The organism is Tenacibaculum sp. ZH5_bin.1 (genome assembly GCF_042865525.1).
In the GTDB taxonomy this organism is placed as follows: Bacteria; Bacteroidota; Bacteroidia; order Flavobacteriales; family Flavobacteriaceae; genus Polaribacter; species Polaribacter mesophilus.
Map to the genome: position 1 here is coordinate 822,252 of NZ_JBEGIO010000001.1, position 18,799 is coordinate 841,050.

Annotated in this window: 18 protein-coding genes; 11 read left to right on the plus strand and 7 right to left on the minus strand. The window is 31.4% G+C overall.

Going from position 1 to position 18,799, the window contains the following annotated elements; translation table 11 throughout:
• Positions 1-35 precede the first annotated feature (35 nt).
• The 5 genes from ABHQ57_RS03725 to ABHQ57_RS03745 all read right to left on the minus strand — a co-directional run bounded on the left by ABHQ57_RS03725 (position 36) and on the right by ABHQ57_RS03745 (position 3,941).
• Positions 36-626, minus strand: coding sequence for a TetR/AcrR family transcriptional regulator (locus tag ABHQ57_RS03725; RefSeq protein ID WP_073182163.1), 591 nt, complete (start codon positions 624-626; stop codon positions 36-38).
• A gap of 207 nt (positions 627-833) precedes the next feature.
• Entirely contained in the window at positions 834-2,405 is a 1,572-nt protein-coding gene (locus ABHQ57_RS03730) for a S41 family peptidase (protein WP_389862360.1), read from the minus strand.
• A complete protein-coding gene (locus tag ABHQ57_RS03735) occupies positions 2,392-2,823 on the minus strand; it encodes a dCMP deaminase family protein (protein WP_047789925.1) in 432 nt (143 codons plus the stop codon). The genes ABHQ57_RS03730 and ABHQ57_RS03735 overlap by 14 nt, the downstream gene beginning before the upstream one ends.
• Positions 2,824-2,888: 65 nt before the next feature.
• Positions 2,889-3,470 carry a HupE/UreJ family protein gene (locus ABHQ57_RS03740; protein ID WP_047789926.1) on the minus strand — a complete coding sequence of 194 codons (582 nt, stop codon included), beginning with the start codon at positions 3,468-3,470 and terminating at the stop codon, positions 2,889-2,891.
• 9 nt (positions 3,471-3,479) lie between these two features.
• A complete protein-coding gene (locus ABHQ57_RS03745; protein ID WP_047789927.1) occupies positions 3,480-3,941 on the minus strand; it encodes an Lrp/AsnC ligand binding domain-containing protein in 462 nt (153 codons plus the stop codon).
• A gap of 61 nt (positions 3,942-4,002) precedes the next feature.
• On the opposite strand from ABHQ57_RS03745, the gene ABHQ57_RS03750 reads away from it, so the two are divergent.
• A complete protein-coding gene (locus ABHQ57_RS03750) occupies positions 4,003-5,259 on the plus strand; it encodes a Y-family DNA polymerase (RefSeq protein ID WP_167712903.1) in 1,257 nt (418 codons plus the stop codon).
• 25 nt (positions 5,260-5,284) lie between these two features.
• Entirely contained in the window at positions 5,285-5,743 is a 459-nt protein-coding gene (locus tag ABHQ57_RS03755) for a LexA family transcriptional regulator (RefSeq protein WP_073182158.1), read from the plus strand.
• A 66-nt stretch (positions 5,744-5,809) separates the two neighbouring features.
• Here the strand turns inward: ABHQ57_RS03755 and ABHQ57_RS03760 are convergent, their stop codons facing one another.
• Positions 5,810-6,220 carry a BrxA/BrxB family bacilliredoxin gene (locus tag ABHQ57_RS03760; protein ID WP_073182156.1) on the minus strand — a complete coding sequence of 137 codons (411 nt, stop codon included), beginning with the start codon at positions 6,218-6,220 and terminating at the stop codon, positions 5,810-5,812.
• Between the two features lie 117 nt (positions 6,221-6,337).
• Here ABHQ57_RS03760 and ABHQ57_RS03765 point away from each other — a divergent pair, with 117 nt between their 5' ends.
• The 9 genes from ABHQ57_RS03765 to ABHQ57_RS03805 all read left to right on the plus strand — a co-directional run bounded on the left by ABHQ57_RS03765 (position 6,338) and on the right by ABHQ57_RS03805 (position 18,346).
• Complete coding sequence (locus tag ABHQ57_RS03765) at positions 6,338-7,099, plus strand: TerB family tellurite resistance protein (protein WP_167712905.1); 762 nt, start codon at positions 6,338-6,340, stop codon at positions 7,097-7,099.
• Positions 7,100-7,151: 52 nt separating this feature from the next.
• Complete coding sequence (locus tag ABHQ57_RS03770; protein WP_167712907.1) at positions 7,152-9,065, plus strand: OmpA family protein; 1,914 nt, start codon at positions 7,152-7,154, stop codon at positions 9,063-9,065.
• 118 nt (positions 9,066-9,183) lie between these two features.
• Complete coding sequence (gene ileS, locus ABHQ57_RS03775; RefSeq protein WP_389862369.1) at positions 9,184-12,591, plus strand: isoleucine--tRNA ligase; 3,408 nt, start codon at positions 9,184-9,186, stop codon at positions 12,589-12,591.
• A 4-nt stretch (positions 12,592-12,595) separates the two neighbouring features.
• Positions 12,596-12,973 (plus strand): TraR/DksA C4-type zinc finger protein, encoded by a 378-nt coding sequence (locus ABHQ57_RS03780; protein ID WP_047790047.1) that lies wholly within the window; start codon positions 12,596-12,598, stop codon positions 12,971-12,973.
• A 47-nt stretch (positions 12,974-13,020) separates the two neighbouring features.
• Entirely contained in the window at positions 13,021-13,668 is a 648-nt protein-coding gene (locus tag ABHQ57_RS03785; RefSeq protein ID WP_389862372.1) for a hypothetical protein, read from the plus strand.
• A 75-nt stretch (positions 13,669-13,743) separates the two neighbouring features.
• Positions 13,744-15,639 carry a peptidase M61 gene (locus tag ABHQ57_RS03790; RefSeq protein ID WP_389862375.1) on the plus strand — a complete coding sequence of 632 codons (1,896 nt, stop codon included), beginning with the start codon at positions 13,744-13,746 and terminating at the stop codon, positions 15,637-15,639.
• Between the two features lie 124 nt (positions 15,640-15,763).
• Positions 15,764-16,354 (plus strand): lipoprotein signal peptidase, encoded by a 591-nt coding sequence (locus tag ABHQ57_RS03795; protein WP_047789939.1) that lies wholly within the window; start codon positions 15,764-15,766, stop codon positions 16,352-16,354.
• Positions 16,355-16,398: 44 nt separating this feature from the next.
• Complete coding sequence (locus tag ABHQ57_RS03800; RefSeq protein ID WP_281980035.1) at positions 16,399-17,001, plus strand: DUF4230 domain-containing protein; 603 nt, start codon at positions 16,399-16,401, stop codon at positions 16,999-17,001.
• A 40-nt stretch (positions 17,002-17,041) separates the two neighbouring features.
• Positions 17,042-18,346, plus strand: coding sequence for a hypothetical protein (locus ABHQ57_RS03805; protein ID WP_389862379.1), 1,305 nt, complete (start codon positions 17,042-17,044; stop codon positions 18,344-18,346).
• A gap of 39 nt (positions 18,347-18,385) precedes the next feature.
• On the opposite strand, the gene ABHQ57_RS03810 is transcribed toward ABHQ57_RS03805, so the two are convergent.
• On the minus strand, positions 18,386-18,799 hold the full coding sequence (locus ABHQ57_RS03810) for a DUF6691 family protein (protein WP_159614318.1): 414 nt from the start codon (positions 18,797-18,799) through the stop codon (positions 18,386-18,388).

The following is an 18,799-nucleotide window of genomic DNA, read 5'->3' on the forward strand; positions in this document are numbered from 1 at the left end:
AAACATACCAACTGGTATGTTTTTTAGGCTTAAGATTATTTTAAAGTAGTTAAGTAAAGTTTTAATTGATTTAAATGATGGGTGTAAGTATCTGTCTTGTTGCTTAATTTTCCTAAAGCTCTAGCTCCCCAATAGCTAGCTATAATAAAATCAGCAACTTCTTCAGCATTAATACTTGAGTTAAAAGTATTATTTTGCTGTTCTTTGGTAATAGAAGTAGCAATAGCATTTGTCCATAATGACTTTGCTTCATCAAGAGCTTCTTTAAAATCATTGTCTAAAGGCGACATTTCTTGAATTAAGTTAGCTAGAGGACAACCATATTCTATGGTTAAAAAAGAATTTTGTAAAAGTAATTCTTCAATCATTGTATATAAAGAATCATGTAAACTGGTAGAAGAAGAAAGAAAACTTACAGAAAAATCAATGGTTTTGGATTGTATTACCTCTTTAATAACAGCAATTCCCATTTGCTTTTTATTTTTAAAATGATAATAAAAAGCACCTTTTGTTACTTTAGTAGTCGCTATAATTTCATCAATACTTGTAGATTGATATCCTTTCTTATAAATAAGTTCAAAAGCTTGTTGTAAAATAGTTGCTCTGGTGTTCGCGGATTTCTTCATTTGTTGTAGCTTGCTCTTTATTAATTTACATACAGCACAAATTTACTATTATGTATATAACAAAGTAGTGTAAAGACTACAATTTAGGTTAAAAAGAAGTTTTAGTTAGGAGCATTCCATCCGTGTATGAAGTTCTCAGTAATAAAACTGAAGAATTTAAAAGTCAACACTATTACAAAAAGCGCTATGATTACTTTAAATATTTTCTTATTCATTTTGCTTTTGTTCTAACTCAAATACTTTTTGCAGCATTTTATCATCTCGCTGATCTACTTTGTATAAACCTTCGTCACTAAAAAGTTCACGAGCTATCAATACTTTTAAGTTATTGCGAAGTTGATTTTTTGTTCTTTCAGGAAGTCTAAAATCTTTGAGTTCTGCTAAGAATTTATTAGAAATCTTATTGTCTTTATCAAAATCATTAATAAAATCCTCAACGGTTAATGAAGCGAGTTTTTTACGATTATCATCTACATATGAAAAAGCGAAATCATTTAAAGGACGAAAGAAAATTGTAGGAATATAAGCTGAGGTATCTACCGCTACAAAATAATCAGGAATAATTCCACCGCCACCATATACTACTTTACCTTTAGGAGTCGTATACTTCAAACTATCAATAGTTTTAATACTGTCTTTGGTAAACAACTCCCCATTTTCTAGTCGATGTTCAAAATCATGACTATATTCTTCAGAATCTGCGTCCTTTTTATAAGGCTTTTGAATAGAACGCCCTGTTGGAGTATAATACCTAGCCGTAGTTAATCGAACCGCAGAACCATCTCCTAAGTCCATTTCTTGCTGTACTAGCCCTTTTCCAAAAGAACGACGTCCAATAATAATACCTTTGTCATTATCTTGCAAGGCACCAGCTACAATTTCAGAGGCAGAGGCAGAGTTTTCATCAATTAGTACATATAACCCACCGTGTTCAAAATCGCCTTTATCAGTAGCGAAAGACTCTACAATATCTCCTTTGTTATTTTTTGTAAATACAATCAGCTTTTCATCTTCCAAAAACTCATCAACAATATCATTAGCAATATCAATAAAACCACCACCGTTTCCACGCAGATCTAGAACTAAATCAGTCATTCCTTTAGTTAGTAATTTACTTAAAGAAGACTTAAACTCAATATAGGTGTTACGAGCAAAACGATCTAATTTTATATAACCAACGCTGTCGTTTAACATGTAAGCAATATCAACACTTTTAATATTTACTTTACCACGATTAATAGTAATGTTAAAAATACTATCATTGGTCTTTCTATAAATTTGCAAATCAACTTTAGTGTTTGGCTTTCCTTTTAAAGCTTTCATTATTTGGGAAGTTTGCAGTTTTTTCCCATAGAGTGTATCCTTGTCTGCAAGTAAAATTCTATCACCTGCTTTAATTCCTGCTTCAATACTTGGTCCTCCTTTAATAGGTTCTATAACGGTAATAGTATCACCAATCATACGAAATTGAACACCTATTCCTACAAAATTACCTTGCATGTTTTCGGTAACCAATTGTAAGTTTTCTTTAGGAATGTATACTGAATGAGGGTCTAATTTACCTAACATCTCTGCAATGGCTCCATCTAATAAATCATCTGTGTTAACAGCATCAACATAATCACTTTGAATGTAGTCAATTAAACGCTTTATTTTTCGTTCACTTGATGAGCTTTTCCCAATAAGATTTCTTGATTTTCCGTTGCTAAAAAAGGTCCCAATAAGAATACCGAAAATAACTGCAATAGATAAATATATAGGTAAATTATTCTTGTTCATAAGGTAAATAAGTCAGTTCAACACCCGCTTTCTCTAAAAAATCTAATCCTGATCGGTCTTTGTATGCTTGTGCATATACTACACGTTTTATTCCTGCTTGATGTATTAATTTACTGCATTGTTGGCAAGGAGAAAGTGTAATATATAAAGTAGCACCTTTGCATGATTGTGTAGAAGAAGCTACTTTTAAAATAGCATTGGCTTCGGCATGCAACACATACCATTTGGTGTACCCTTCTTCGTCTTCACAATAATTTTCAAAACCAGAAGGAGTACCATTATAACCATCAGAAATAATCATTCGATCTTTAACAATTAAGGCGCCTACTTTTTTACGAATACAGTGTGAAAGTTGTCCCCATTCATTTGCCATTTTTAAATAGGCAATGTCATATTTTAATTGTTTTTTCTTCAAAATTTTCAGTACGATTTTTCTTAGATAAGCTAAGGTAGTTAGATTTGTGTTAGTTAGGCGTTAATTTTTTACCAAAAAACACGGTCAAACATCATTTGTAAAGCAAAACCAATTACGATTGATGACATGATTAAAATCCAATCACGACGATTTACACTAAAGATTGATTGCACTAGTGCTCCAATTAGTAAAATACCTAATACAATAATAATTTGTGCTACTTCTACACCTAAGGCAAATTCTAATAAAGGTAAAAATTTATCAGAAGTTTTTCCAATCATAATTTTAAAATAGTTAGAAAAACCAAGTCCGTGAATTAACCCGAAAAACAAAGCAAAAAATAAATTTTGGTTTTCTTTTCCTACCGATGCTTTTTTTGCGGTTAATACATTCATTAATCCCGTAATAAAAATAGTTAACGGAATTAAAAACTCAATTAAATCTGCTCGTACATTTAAAATTCCGTATGCTGAAAGCGCTAGAGTTATTGAGTGTCCAATAGTAAACAAGGTGATTAACCACAAAACTTTTGTCCACTGTTTAAATTGATACACAACAGCTAATACAATTAAGAATAAAATATGGTCATAGGCTTTAAAGTCTAATACATGAAACAAGCCCATTTTAAAGTAGAAGATAAAATCGTTCATTAGGGGTTTTTAAATTTTTATTTGTCGATCTATTTGTTGGTCTAAAGATATAAAAGTTTCGGTTCTTGAAACTCCTTTTATGGTTTGAATATCCTTATTTAACAAATGCATTAAGTCTTCGTTGTTTTTACACAGTATTTTAATGAAAATAGCATAGTTACCTGTAGTGTAATGACTTTCTACGATCTCAGGAATTTCTTTTAAACGTTTAATTGCAGAAGAGTATAAGCTAGAAGAATCTAAAAATACACCAACAAAAGCGGTAGTGGTATAGCCTAATGCTTTTGGATTTAATATCATTTTGTAACCATCAATTAAATCCGATTCGTCTAACTTTCGTAATCGTTGATGAATGGCAGCGCCAGATATACCTACTTCTCGGGCAATGCTTAAAATAGGTGTACGAGCATCTTTTACAAGACGTTTGATAATTATTTTATCAATTCCGTCAATTTTTAATTTTCTAACCATGAAACAAAAATAAGGAAAGTTAGTTAGAGTTCATTTTTCAATATTCTGTACCTTTACAACTATGTATGCGTTGGTAGATTGTAATAACTTTTATGCTTCCTGCGAACGGGTTTTTAATCCGAATTTGCAAGGAAAACCTGTGGCTATTTTAAGTAATAACGATGGGTGTGTTATTTCAATGAGTGACGAAGCAAAAGACTTGCAACTTCCATTTGGAGCTCCAATTTTTAAGTGGGATCAGTTTTGTAAAAACAATAATATCTCAGTGCTATCGTCAAATTATCCGTTGTATGGTGATATGAGCGCTAGAGTGATGAAAATTTTAGAACAATTTTCTCCAGATGTGGAAGTATACTCTATTGATGAAGCTTTTTTACAATTCAAAGGTTTTGATAAATATGATTTTAATTCTTACGGAACCGAAATCAGAAGTAGAATTTTACAATGGACAGGCATTCCAACCTGTGTAGGAATTGCACCAACAAAAGCGTTGAGTAAAGTTGCTAATAAAATTGCACGAAAATTCTTGAAAGAAACAGGTGGGGTGTATGTGATTGATTCCGAGGAGAAAAGGGTTAAAGCATTAAAGTGGACTCCTATAGAAAGTATTTGGGGAATTGGGAGAGGTATACAGAAGAGACTACTTGCTAAAGGATGTAAAAAGGCGTACGATTTTACACAGTTAAATGATGATTGGGTGTTGAAAAACCTTTCAATAACAGGTTGGAAGTTGAAAAAAGATTTAGAAGGAGAGTCTAAAATACAACTAGATGAGCCTACTAACAAAAAAGCAATAGCAACAACCCGAAGTTTTGAATATACATTTTCGGATCTAGATAATATTAAAGAAAGAATCTCAACGTTTGCTGTAAGTTGTGCAGAAAAATTACGTAAGCAAAACTCAAGTTGCCATATGGTAATAGTGTTATTGCGTAGTGATTATCATAAAAAAGAGACTAAACAACATCGAGCAAGTAAAACTATTGTACTTCCATATCCGACAAACTCTACATTAACAATAAGTAAAAGTGCAGTACAAGCTGTAACTACTATTTTTAAGGAGGGAATAAAGTATAAAAGAGCAGGAGTAATTGTAACAGGGTTGGTGCCTTCAGACAATTATCAATTAGATATGTTTGCAAAGGAAGACCCGAAGCATGCTTCTTTAATGAGTGTAATAGATAAAATTAATCAGACTTATAAAGCAGATAAGATTAAATTAGCAAACCAAGATTTACAACGTACTTGGAAGATGCGTCAAGAGCGATTATCACCAAAATATACTACAAATATTAACGATATTATTAAAGTAAAATAAGCTTAGTTAAATAACAAATAATAAGATGTTACGAAAATTAAAACCAGTAAAAGCATCAGAAGCATTGACTTTTTTCTTACCAAAAGAGTTAAATGAAAGCGAGGGAGCTATCTTTATGGATACAGGTATTTCTGCGGGCTTTCCTTCTCCTGCTGATGATTTCAGGGAAACGCGTATTTCATTAGATGAAGAACTTATTAGAAATAAAGAAGCCACTTTTTTTGCACGAGTAAGTGGTCAGTCGATGATTGGTGCAGGTTTAGATGATAATGATTTACTGGTAATTGATAGAAGTATTCCGCCAACAAATAATAAGATAGCGGTTTGCTTTTTAGATGGAGAGTTTACGGTAAAACGATTAAGAGTTGAAGGAAGTGAAGTTTGGTTGCAGCCTGAAAATCCAGACTACCCAATCATAAAAATTACAGAAGAAAATAATTTTATTATTTGGGGAGTTGTAACTAATGTAATTAAGAAAGTATAAAAAAATCCAGTAAAATTACTGGATTTTTTAGTTGTTTTTTGTTTTGAAACCTTTTGTTTAAAAAGATTAACAAAATTCGTCATAAGCAGCTGCTAAATTTTGAGCAATAGCTTGTGCAGAGCGCCCCTCGATATGATGACGTTCTAACATGTGCACTAAATTACCATCTTTAAATAAAGCAATTGCAGGAGATGATGGAGGGAAAGGAATCATATATTCTCTTGCCTTCGCTGTAGATTCTTTCTCTACACCTGCAAAAACTGTAGTTAAGTTCGTAGGAGTTTTATCTGCTCCTAAAGAAGCAATAGCACCAGGTCTTGCAGTACCTGCAGCACATCCACAAACAGAGTTTACCATTACTAATGTAGTTCCTTCTTTGGCTAAAGCATTGTCAACATCTTCAGCAGTATATAAAGCTTCAAAACCAGCGTCAATTAATTGATCACGCATTGGTTTTACTAATTCTTCTGGATACATATTTTTGAATTAAAATTTAAGGCAAAGATACTTCTTTTAGTGCCAACAATCAACCCGAAATAAGTATGGTAGATAGATTGGTAATGTTTTATCTTTGTGGCCTCTAAAAAACAAACAATGGGAAAATTTGCAAAATGGCTTGGAGCAGGAGCCGGTTTTACATTAGGAGGTCCAATAGGAGCTATTATAGGGTTTGCTGTAGGAAGTCTTATTGATGGAATTTCTGTAGAAGATTTTGTACAAGAACAGCAAGAATATCAAAAAAAGACAGGGGGACAACCAAGAAGGGGAAGAGCTACATCAGGAGATTTTGAAATAAGCTTGTTAATATTAGCTTCAGTAGTTATAAAATCTGACGGAAAAGTAGATAGGCGTGAACTGGATTATGTTCGTATGTACTTTGTGAAAATGTATGGTAAAGAACGAGCAAATCATGCATTTAAATTATTCAATGGCATTATTAAGAAACAAGTATCTACACGACAAGTTTGTTTACAAATACGTCAGTATATGTCACATGCTACACGATTACAGTTACTACATTTTTTATTCGGAATAGCAAAAGCAGATGGACAAGTAACTAGTGTAGAGGAAGAAGAGATTAGAAAGATAGCAAGTTACTTGTATATTAACGAATATGATTATTCTTCAATAAAGGCAATGTTTTATGACGAATCTGATAGTGCTTATAAAATGCTTGAAATAACAAAAGAATCCACTAACGATGAGGTAAAGAAAGCATATCGAAGAATGGCAAAAAAATACCATCCAGATAAACTTCAAAATTTAGGAGAAGAACATAAAAAAGGAGCTAAAGAAAAATTCCAAAAAATACAAGCAGCTTATGAACAGATAAAAAAAGAGCGAGGAATAAGCTAAAATAAAAAAAGATAATTATTTTAGTGTTATTTAACTACAAAAGATAAGAGACATGGGGAAACAGTTAGTAGTAATATTTATTTTTCTTAGTGGAATTTGCTTAGGGCAAAGAAAATACACAGCCGACAAATATTTTGAAGTTTTTGCTTATAAAAAGGCAGCAGAACTATATGAGAAAATTTATGATAAAGGAAATAATTCGTACGAAATTGTTAGTCGTTTAGGAGACTCTCATTATTATAACTCAGAGTTTTTAGAAGCAGAGAAATGGTATAAAATTTTAATGGAAAACTATGAGAGTATTACAGAGTCAGAATATTTTTTTAGATATGCACAATCTTTAAAAAGTAATGGAAAAATTAAAGAATCTGATAAATGGCTTTTAAAGTTTAGTGAAATTAAAGAGAATGACTCAAGAGGGCAAGCTTTAGAGAAAAATGAAGGTTATTTTAATAAATATAGTAATGGAAAAAAGAAAACATTTATAAATATAACCAATCTCTCAGTCAATACTCAGTATTCTGATTTTGGTGGGTTTACCTATGATAATAAACTTTATTTTGCCTCTACAAAACCTGTTGGAGAAAATGACAAACTATATAAATGGAACAATCAACCGCATTTAAATATCTACAAAGCAAATGAAGTTTATAATGAAGAAAAACAATTAATAGATTTAGAAAAAGAAGAAATAATTTCATCATTAAGTTCACAATATCACGAATCCAATGCTGTAATTACTTCAGATGGTAAAACAATGTACTTTACCAGAACAAATTTCAATGGAAAGAAATTAGAAGGAGGAGATAATCAAATAGCATATCTTAAAATATATAAAGCAGAGTTTGAAAATGGAGAGTGGAGAAATATAAAGGAACTTCCATTTAATAATGATAATTATTCTGCGGGACATCCAACTTTAAGCGCAGATGAGAAAACATTGTATTTTATTTCAGATATGCCAAATGGTTTTGGGAAAACAGATATATACAAGGTTGCACTTTTAGAAAATAGCACTTACGGAGAACCAGTAAATTTGGGAAAAGAAATAAATACTGAAGGAAGAGAAATGTTTCCTTTCGTCGCTAAAGATAATACCTTGTATTTTGCTTCAGACGGACATCTAGGTTTAGGTGCCCTTGATATTTTTGAATCAAAAAATAATTCAGGTACTTATCAAAAACCAAATAATTTAGGTGCTCCAATAAATGGATCGTATGACGATTTTGCTTTTGTGATAGACGATGAAAAGAACAAAGGTTTCTTCTCTTCTAATAGAAAAGGAGGAAAAGGAGACGATGACATTTATAGCTTTATTTTATATAACTGTAAAGAAGATATAACAGGTGTAGTATCAGAAGAAAAAAGCAATAAACCAATATTAGGAGCAACAGTTAAATTAATTGATTCTAATGGTAAGGTTCAAGCACAACAAGTAACGGGAAAAAATGGAGACTATAGGTTTGTTGAAGTTGATTGTGAGAAAAAATTTACAGTTATAGCAGAAAAAGAAGATTATAAAGCTTACCCAAAACAATTACAAACTCTTGATGTAAATAAACAGCTTGTTACAGTAAATTTATCGTTAAAACCATTGATTATAGAAGATCAAATTGTGATTAGTCCTATTTATTTTGATTTTGATAAACATACAATAAGAAAAGATGCAGAATATGAGTTAGAACATGTTGTTTCGGTAATGAAAAATCACCCAGAAATGATAATTAGAATAGAATCACACACAGATAGTAGAGGATCGAAAGAATACAATAAAAAGCTATCTGATAAAAGAGCAAAATCAACAAAAGCTTACATTGTTTCTAGAGGGATTTCTTCAGAAAGAATAGAAAAAGCAGTAGGTTATGGGGAAGAAAAACTATTAAATAATTGTGATGATACAACAAACTGCTCTACAAAAGAGCATCAAAAAAATAGAAGATCTTATTTTTATATAGTTAAAAAATAACAATTATAACCTATAAAGTATCAAAAACACCTCAATTTTGAGGTGTTTTTTTATATCTCAAATTCAACAATTACAAGAAAATACGTAATTTCGCACATTCAATTAATAAACCGACAAAATGAGTAAGAAGTTTACTGAATACAAAGGATTGGATTTACCAAAAGTAGCTGAAGAAATATTAAACTATTGGGAAGAAAACAACATCTTTGAAAAAAGTATTACTACACGTGAAGGAAACGAACCATTTGTGTTTTTTGAAGGGCCACCTTCAGCAAACGGTTTGCCAGGAATTCACCACGTAATGGCACGTGCCATTAAAGATATTTTTTGTCGTTATAAAACCCAAAAAGGATACCAAGTTAAGCGTAAAGCAGGTTGGGATACACACGGTTTACCTGTAGAATTAGGGGTTGAAAAAGAATTAGGAATCACCAAAGAAGATATTGGAACAAAAATTACGGTTGAAGAATACAATGAAGCTTGTAAAAAAGCGGTAATGCGTTACACTGATATTTGGAATGACTTAACTCAGAAAATGGGGTATTGGGTAGATATGGAAGATCCATATATTACTTATAAACCAAAATATATGGAATCGGTTTGGTGGTTGTTAAAGCAAATCTATGATAAAGATCTATTGTATAAAGGATATACTATTCAACCGTATTCACCAAAAGCAGGAACAGGATTAAGCTCGCATGAGTTAAATCAACCAGGAACGTATCAAGATGTTACAGATACTACAGTAGTAGCTCAGTTTAAAACAATCAAAGAAACGTTACCAGAGTTTTTACAAGTTGAAGGAGATGTACATTTTTTAGCTTGGACAACAACTCCATGGACACTCCCATCAAATACAGCATTAACGGTTGGCCCAAAGATTGAGTATGTTTTAGTAAAAACATTCAATCAATACACCTTTGAACCAATTCAAGTGGTATTAGCTAAAAACTTAGTATCAAAACAATTTGTAGGGAAGAAGTTTAATGAAGTTGAAGATGTAGCTGAATTGGCAAACTATGCTGAAGGAGACAAGCAAATTCCTTACACAGTTGTAAAAGAATTTGTAGGAAAGGACCTAGTAGGTATCAAATATGAACAGTTATTACCATTTACTTTACCATATCAAAATCCAGAAAATGCTTTTAGGGTAATTTCAGGAGATTTTGTTACTACCGAAGATGGTACTGGTATCGTACACACAGCACCTACCTTTGGAGCTGATGATGCGTTAGTTGCAAAACAAGCAACTCCAGAAGTTCCGCCAATGTTGGTGCTAGACGAAAATGAGAACCCAGTTCCGTTAGTAGACTTACAAGGTAGATTCCGTCCAGAAATGGGAGAATTTGCAGGTAAATATGTGAAGAACGAGTACTATGCTGATGGAGAAGCTCCTGAAAGATCAGTAGATGTTGAGTTAGCGATTCAATTAAAAGAAGAAAATAAAGCCTTTAAGGTTGAAAAATATGTGCACAGTTATCCGAATTGTTGGCGTACCGATAAACCAATTTTATACTATCCGTTAGATTCTTGGTTCATTAAAGTAACCGATGTAAAGGATAAGATGTTCGATTTAAATGAAACGATAAACTGGAAACCAAAATCAACAGGAGAAGGACGTTTTGGTAACTGGTTAAAAAATGCGAATGACTGGAACTTATCACGTTCTCGTTTCTGGGGAATTCCATTACCTATTTGGCGAACAGAAGACGGAACAGAACAAATCTGTATTGGTTCTGTAGCTGAATTAAAAGAAGAAATCCAAAAGTCAGTGGATGCAGGAGTAATGTCTGAAGATATTTTTGCTGATTTTGAAGTAGGAAATATGTCTGAAGATAACTACGATAAAATCGATTTACATAAAAATGTAGTCGATAAAATCACGTTAGTTTCGGCATCAGGAAAACCAATGAAGCGCGAAAGTGATTTAATTGATGTTTGGTTCGATTCTGGTTCTATGCCTTATGCACAGTGGCATTATCCGTTTGAAAATAAAGAATTAATAGAAGATAAAGAAAGTTACCCTGCAAACTTTATTGCAGAAGGCGTAGATCAAACTCGTGGATGGTTTTATACCTTACATGCAATAGGAACAATGGTGTTTGACTCTGTAGCCTATAAAAATGTAGTATCTAACGGATTGGTGTTAGATAAGAACGGGCAAAAAATGTCAAAGCGTTTAGGAAATGCGGTAGATCCGTTTACAACATTGTCAGAGTTCGGTCCAGATGCTACTCGCTGGTACATGATTTCAAATGCAAATCCATGGGATAACTTAAAATTTGACTTAGCAGGAATAGAAGAGGTGAAACGTAAGTTCTTCGGAACTTTATATAACACCTATTCATTCTTCTCTTTATATGCAAATATTGACAACTTTACGTATAGTGAAGCTGAAATAGCTATTAATGAACGACCAGAGATTGATCGTTGGATTTTATCTGAATTAAATACCCTAGTTCAAAAAGTAGATAAATTCTATGCTGAATATGAGCCTACTAAGGCAACCAGAGCTATTTCCGATTTTGTGCAAGATCACCTAAGTAACTGGTATGTGCGTTTATGTAGAAGACGTTTCTGGAAAGGAGAGTATGCACAAGATAAAATCTCTGCATACCAAACGTTATACACCTGTATGTTAACGGTAGCTAAATTAGGATCTCCAGTAGCTCCTTTCTTTATGGATCGTTTATATAAAGATTTAGTGAATGCTACAGGAAAAGAAAGTTTTGAAAGTGTACATATAGCAGAGTTTCCAAAATACAATGCTGATCTAGTTGATAAGTCGTTAGAGCGTAAAATGGAAAATGCACAAACAATTTCGTCATTAGTTCTATCTCTAAGGGCTAAAGAGAAAATTAAAGTGCGCCAGCCGTTACAAAAAATAATGATTCCTGTATTAGATGCAGTTCAGAAGGAAGAAATTTTAGCTGTTGCAGACTTAATCAAGTCAGAAGTAAACGTTAAAGAGATCGAATTATTAGACGATGCTTCAGGAATTTTAGTAAAACAAATCAAACCAAATTTTAAAGCATTAGGACCTAAATTTGGTAAGGAAATGAAGTTGATAGCTAATAAGATACAAGGATTTACACAAGAAGATATCATTAAAATAGAAAAAGAAGGTGAAATTTCTGTGGAAATTAACGATAAAATGATTACTTTAGGAACCGCTGATGTGGAGATTTCATCGAAAGATATCGAAGGGTGGTTGGTAGCCAACGCAGAAGGGTTAACTGTAGCTTTAGATGTTACAATAAACGACGAATTACGCAAAGAAGGTGTGGCAAGAGAATTAGTTAATAGAATTCAAAACGCACGAAAAGACACAGGTTTAGAAGTAACCGATAAAATAAAATTAACCATTTTGCAGGCTGATGATTTAAAAGAATCGGTATTGGCAAATGAAAACTACATTAAAGCAGAAACATTAACAAACGAATTAGTTTTTGTTGATGTTTTAAGTAATGGTACAGAAATTGAGTTTGATACCATTAAAAGTAGAATGTTAATTGAAAAAATATAGCATTATGGATGATGTTAAAATAAGATATTCAGACAGTGATTTACAAGAGTTTAAGGAAATCATTCAAAAGAAAATTGAAAAAGCAGAAGAAGATTTAAGGTTGCTACAAGCATCATATAAAAACGGTTCAGATAACGGAACCGATGATACGTCGCCAACATTTAAATCTTTTGAAGAAGGATCTGATACAATGGCTAAAGAGGCAAATATGCAGTTAGCTATTCGTCAAGAAAAGTTTATTCGCGATTTAAAAAATGCCTTAGTTCGTATTGAAAATAAAACCTATGGTATTTGTAGAGTTACTGGTAAGCTAATTCAAAAAGAACGTTTAAAGTTAGTACCACATGCTACTTTAAGTATCGAAGCAAAACGAAAACAATAACTTTTAAAGTTAAAATAAATAGAGCCTCTTTTAGAGGCTTTTTTTGTATGAAAAAACATCTATTGTTATTACTTATACTAAGTATCCAGTTTCTTTACTGTCAAGAAAAAATAATACAGAAAAGAAAAATGTTAGTAAACGAACTCGAAGTGGTTACTTACGGTTTGGATGATATTGTAATTGAAAATTCAAAAGATGGACAACTCGAAGTAGTTTTATTAGATGAAAATCCACATACACACAATATCCTATTCAAAAAAGAAGGAGAAGTCTTTACAATAGCATTTGAATTAAATATTCCAACATTAAAAAACGAAGTCTTTCGAAAATATATAACGAGGAGGCTAGAAAGAGCCAGAGCAGTTATAAAAGTTCCCAAAAACAAACATATAAGCATTCATGGAAAAACTATCGGAATAACTTCAAAAAGTTATAAAGGAGATGTAAATATTTATATAGAAAGAGGAAATATAAAGTTAAATACAGTTAAAGGAAACTCAAATATAGATCTTTTCCAAGGCAATGTTTTTGCTAATATTGATAAACAAACAGGTTTGGGTTTAAAAACTAACAACGGAACAATCCTTATAAATGGAAAAAGAAAAATATCTCCATTTTCTAAAGAAGTGACACCTGTTTCTAAAATACTTACTATAAATTCTATTCATGCGAATATTAATATTGAATTAAAGTAATTAACAAAAAATTATAAAAATTAGACGTAACAAAAGAAGTTTCATTTTGTCTAATGGTTAATTAAAAACTAAGAAATGAATAAAAGCATACTAACCACAGCAACCATTTCAGCATTATTATTAACAAGCTGTAATTCTACTAAAAAAACAACAAATGATTTAGCTGTTCAAACCCCCATTGTAACGACTTTAGATTTAACAAAAGTTGACAATGATAAAGTACCAGTAACTGTTAATCCAGGCAGGTTTACAATTGAAAAAGTAACATATAGATTGCCAAGAGTTGTCCAAGGAACCTATTCTGTGAGTGATTTTGGTAAATATGTAGACAGCTTTAAGGCTTTAGATTATGAAGGAAATGAACTAGAGGTAACAAAAGTTGATACGAATACTTGGGAAATTACCAATGCTGAAAAATTAGATAAAGTAACGTATTTAGTAAACGATACTTTTGATATGGAAGTTTCAGGGGGAATTGGAGGAGAAACCCCATTTTCACCCGCAGGAACAAATATAGAGTCTACAAATTATGTGCTTAACCTTCACGGATTTGTGGGGTATTTTGATTCTTTAAAAAACAATCAATATAAGTTAGATGTTGTTTCGCCTACCAATTTTAAAAGAACTTCCGCTTTACAAGAAGTTGGAACAAAAACAAGTGAAGACGGCTCAACTTTAACGTCGAGCTATTTTGCTCCACGTTATTTTGATATTACAGATAACCCTATGTTTTATGGAGAATTAGATGTAGAAGAGTTCAAGGTTGGTGATATTAAAATTGTATTAAGTGTATATTCTCCAAACAAAAAACACTCAGCTGAAAAAATTAAAGCTGTAATGGAAAAAATGATGCAAGCGCAAAAAGCATATTTAGGAAGCATTAATAGTACGGCACGTTATGATATTTATTTATACTTATCTGACGGAACAGAAAAAGCACCTAAAGGATTTGGAGCTTTAGAACATCATACATCAACAGTAGTAGTATTACCAGAAGCAATGCCAGATGAAGCGTTGGCAAAAAGCATGATAGATGTAGTATCTCATGAGTTTTTTCATATTGTAACTCCGTTAAGTGTACATTCAGAAGATGTACATTACTTCGATTACAACCAACCAACATTCTCTAAACATTTATGGATGTATGAAGGAATTACAGAATACTTTGCTACATTATTTCAAGTAAACCAAGGTTTGGTAACAGAAGATGAATTTTACAGTAAAATTATGGGTAAAATTAAAACTGCATCTTCTATGAATGACGCTATGAGTTTTACTAAAATGAGTGAAAATGTATTAGACGAACCTTATGCTTCTCAGTATTACAATGTTTACCAAAAAGGAGCTTTAATAGGTATGTGTATTGATATTTTAATGCGTGAAGAAAGTAATGGAAATAGAGGTGTGTTATCATTAATGAAAGAGTTGTCATTAAAATATGGGAAAAACAAACCATTTGAAGATGATAAGTTAATTGGAGAAATTACTGAAATGACCTATCCATCAATAGGAGCGTTTTTAAACACACACGTAGTAGGAGGTACACCAATTAATTATAATGAGTTTTTTGCTAAAGCAGGATTAGTGTTAGATGAATCAAAAGTGAAAACAAATTATATCCAAAATGATGGAGCTATGATTGTTAGACCAGATAAAGCGACACAAACTATCCGATTTACAGAAGCTGTAAAAGACAACAGCTTTTGGGCTGAAAATGGAGCACAACCTAATGATGCAATCAAAGAAGTTGATGGAGTGGCTGTGACAAAGGAAAGTGCAAATCAAATTTTTACGAAAATGTTTATGTGGCAACCAGGAAACGAAGTTGAAGTAAAATTAGAAAGAGATGGTAAAGAGGTGGTTATTAAAACAACTTTAAATCAATCATATACAAAAGGAACTAGTTTAAAAGATGATCCTAATGCAAAACAAAAGCAAAAAGAACTAAGAAAAGCTTGGTTAAAAGGATAGTTTCTTTTTATTAATATAAATTAAGACCAGTATGACTAAAAGTCTATTGGTCTTTTTCTTTCTATAAATCAGAAGAAAAACATAAAAATAGTTTTCTTATTTTTGTTTCCATTAAATAAAAAAAATGTCTAAAAAACACATCGCAATACTTACCGTAATTCTGGCAATTTTAATTGATCAAATTAGTAAAATTTACATCAAAACACATTTTCAGCTAGGAGAAGAAGTAGTTGTTTTTAATGATTGGTTTAGAATTCATTTTACCGAGAATAATGGTATGGCATGGGGCTTTGAATTTGGAGGGAAAACAGGGAAGTTATTTTTAACTTTATTTAGAGTTGTTGCAGTTACAGGTATTGTGTATTGGTTATGGCAAACAATAAAACGAAAGGCACATACCGCTGTTATTGTCGCTATTGCATTAATTTTAGCAGGAGCAGTAGGCAATATCATCGATTCTGTTTTTTATGGTGTAATTTTCGACTCTTCTTATCATAATGTTGCTACACTTTTTTCAGATAATCCTTACGGAGAATTATTTCATGGAAAAGTAGTAGATATGTTATACTTTCCTATTTACGAAGGAGAAAACTTTACCTTTTTTAATGCTATTTTTAATGGTGCAGATTCTTGGATAACGATTGGAGTAGCTTTACTATTTTTATTTAATAAGCAAGCATTTCCAAAAGAAGAAGAAACAAAACAAGCTTCATAAAAGTACTTTAGATACTTTTCCTATATTTATAGAAAAAGAAAACCATGCGTTTATTAAAATATCTTGCTGTTTTTGTACTAGGATTTTTAATTGCAAAATTCTGGTATGAAAAGAAGGAAGAAAAGTATGAGCAAGAAGAAATTCAGGTGGTTTTAAACGGAATCCAAAACCTAAGTAAATTAGTAGTTTCAGAAGGAAATTTCTCTGAAATGTACAGTTTTACGGATGCTAAAAAATACTTTTATGGATATCTTACATTTGAAAAAAAAGCAATGCTTTCTGTGAATGCAAAGGTTGAGGTTGGTTACGACTTATCGAAATTAGAAATTCAAATAGATAGTGTTGATAAACAAATTATTATTAAAAAAATTCCTGAGGAAGAAATTCTAATTTCCCCTGATATTAAGTATTTTGATTTGCAGCAAAGTCAGTTTAATACTTTTTCTAAGCAAGAACTAAACAAGCTCAACACTAAAGCTATTGAAAAGATTAAATCAACAATAACGGTTTCTCAACTACAAAAAGATGCTAAAACACGTTTATTTGAAGAATTATCTAAGATTTACCAACTTTCTAAAATTTATAATTGGAAAGTGGTGGATAATACTAACTCAGAGATGTTTGAATCGTTGTTGTTAAAAGATTAATTTTTTTAAAAGTATATTTGATATAGTTTAAAAATAAGTTATGAGAAAAATATATGGAATTGCTATGCTATTTTTGGTATTAATGGCATGTAAAAAAGAAGAAAAAGAAAAGCTAATTTATACCCAAGATGTAGACAATTATTGGAAAGCGTACGATAAGATAACTTCTACCAAAGATTCAGTTTTACAATCAAAATATTTAAAAGAAGAATTTTTAAACAAAGCTTCTATTGGGCAAAAAGCAATGTTTAAAGCTAGAAACTGCACTCCTCAAGAGTATTTAGAAAATATTAATAATTACCCGAAATTTTGGCACTCCATTAGAGAAAACACCTTAGAAAGTAAAGGTTTAAGTCTAGAGATAGACAATGGACTACAAAAATTAAAGCAAATTTATCCAGACTTAAAACCGGCTAAAGTGTACTTTACTGTTGGAGCATTTAGAACTGGAGGAACAGCAGTAGATAGTTTAGTGATTTTTGGTGTAGATATGCAAATGTTGGATAAAAACATTAATACTTCTGAGTTAAAAAAAAGCCTAGATAATGTAAAAAAAATTCAAAAAACAAATCCAATCAATAATGTAAAATTTACAGGAGTTCATGAGTTTGTTCATACACAACAAAAACCTTTTTCAACAGAGAGTTTATTAGTAGCAAGCCTATATGAAGGAGTAGCAGAGTTTGTTGCTGAAAAAGCTTTGGGAGAAAAGTCTAGTATGGAAGGTATAGAATACGGTAAGAAAAACACTCAAGCTATTAAAGATCAATTTGAAATAGAAATGTTCAACAAAGCTTATTCTTATTGGTTGTGGAGTTCGATGTCAAATAAATTTAATCAGAGAGATTTAGGATATTTCATTGGATATAAAATTGCTGAAAAATACTATGAAGATTTTGATAAAGATAAAAATTTAGCAATAAAAAATCTTATAGAGTTAGATTATGGTAATAATGAAACCATCATTGAATTTGTAGATTCAGTTAAGTTTTTTGATAAACCAATTTCTGAAATAAGAAAAGAAAATGAAATGCATAGACCTTATGTGGTTTCTATAAAAGAATTTAAGAATAATGATACAGATGTAGACCCAGCTATAAAAACACTAACTATTGAGTTTTCTGAACCCATGAATCATTTTAGTAATTTTAAATTTGGTCCTTTGGGAAAGGAAAATGTAATACAGTTTACTGGTTTCAAGGGGTGGTCAAAAGATAAAACTAAATTAGTTTATGAAGTCTCATTAAAGTCAAACTTAAGGCAACAGTTGTTAGTTAGTGATGTATTTCAATCTAATAAAGGATATCCATTACAACCATACCTTATAGATATAACGACGAAGTAACAAAAAAACCTTGGACTAAATTATCCAAGGTTTTTTATATTAATTAGGTAACTTCTTACTCAATAAACCATAAATAAAAGCTCCTATAAGAGCTCCTAAGAGTACAATAATCATTGGGATTATTCCTTGTCCAATCAAAACAAAAATAGGAGCAGGACAAGCGCCTGCTAGTGCCCAACCTAACCCAAATATAGTGCCGCCAACTAAAGTTCTAATAAATCCTTTTTTCTTTTCTCTAATGTTAATTTGGTTCCCTAAATAATCTTTAATTTTTCCGATTTTAAAGAAATACATAAGTATTGCAGAAATAGCTACGGCAGAACCAATAATACCATACATGTGAAAAGATTGGAATTTAAACATTTCATAAATTCGATACCAAGAAACAGCTTCTGATTTAGATAAAATAATTCCGAAAACTATACCAATAACTAAAAATTTTATATTCTTCAT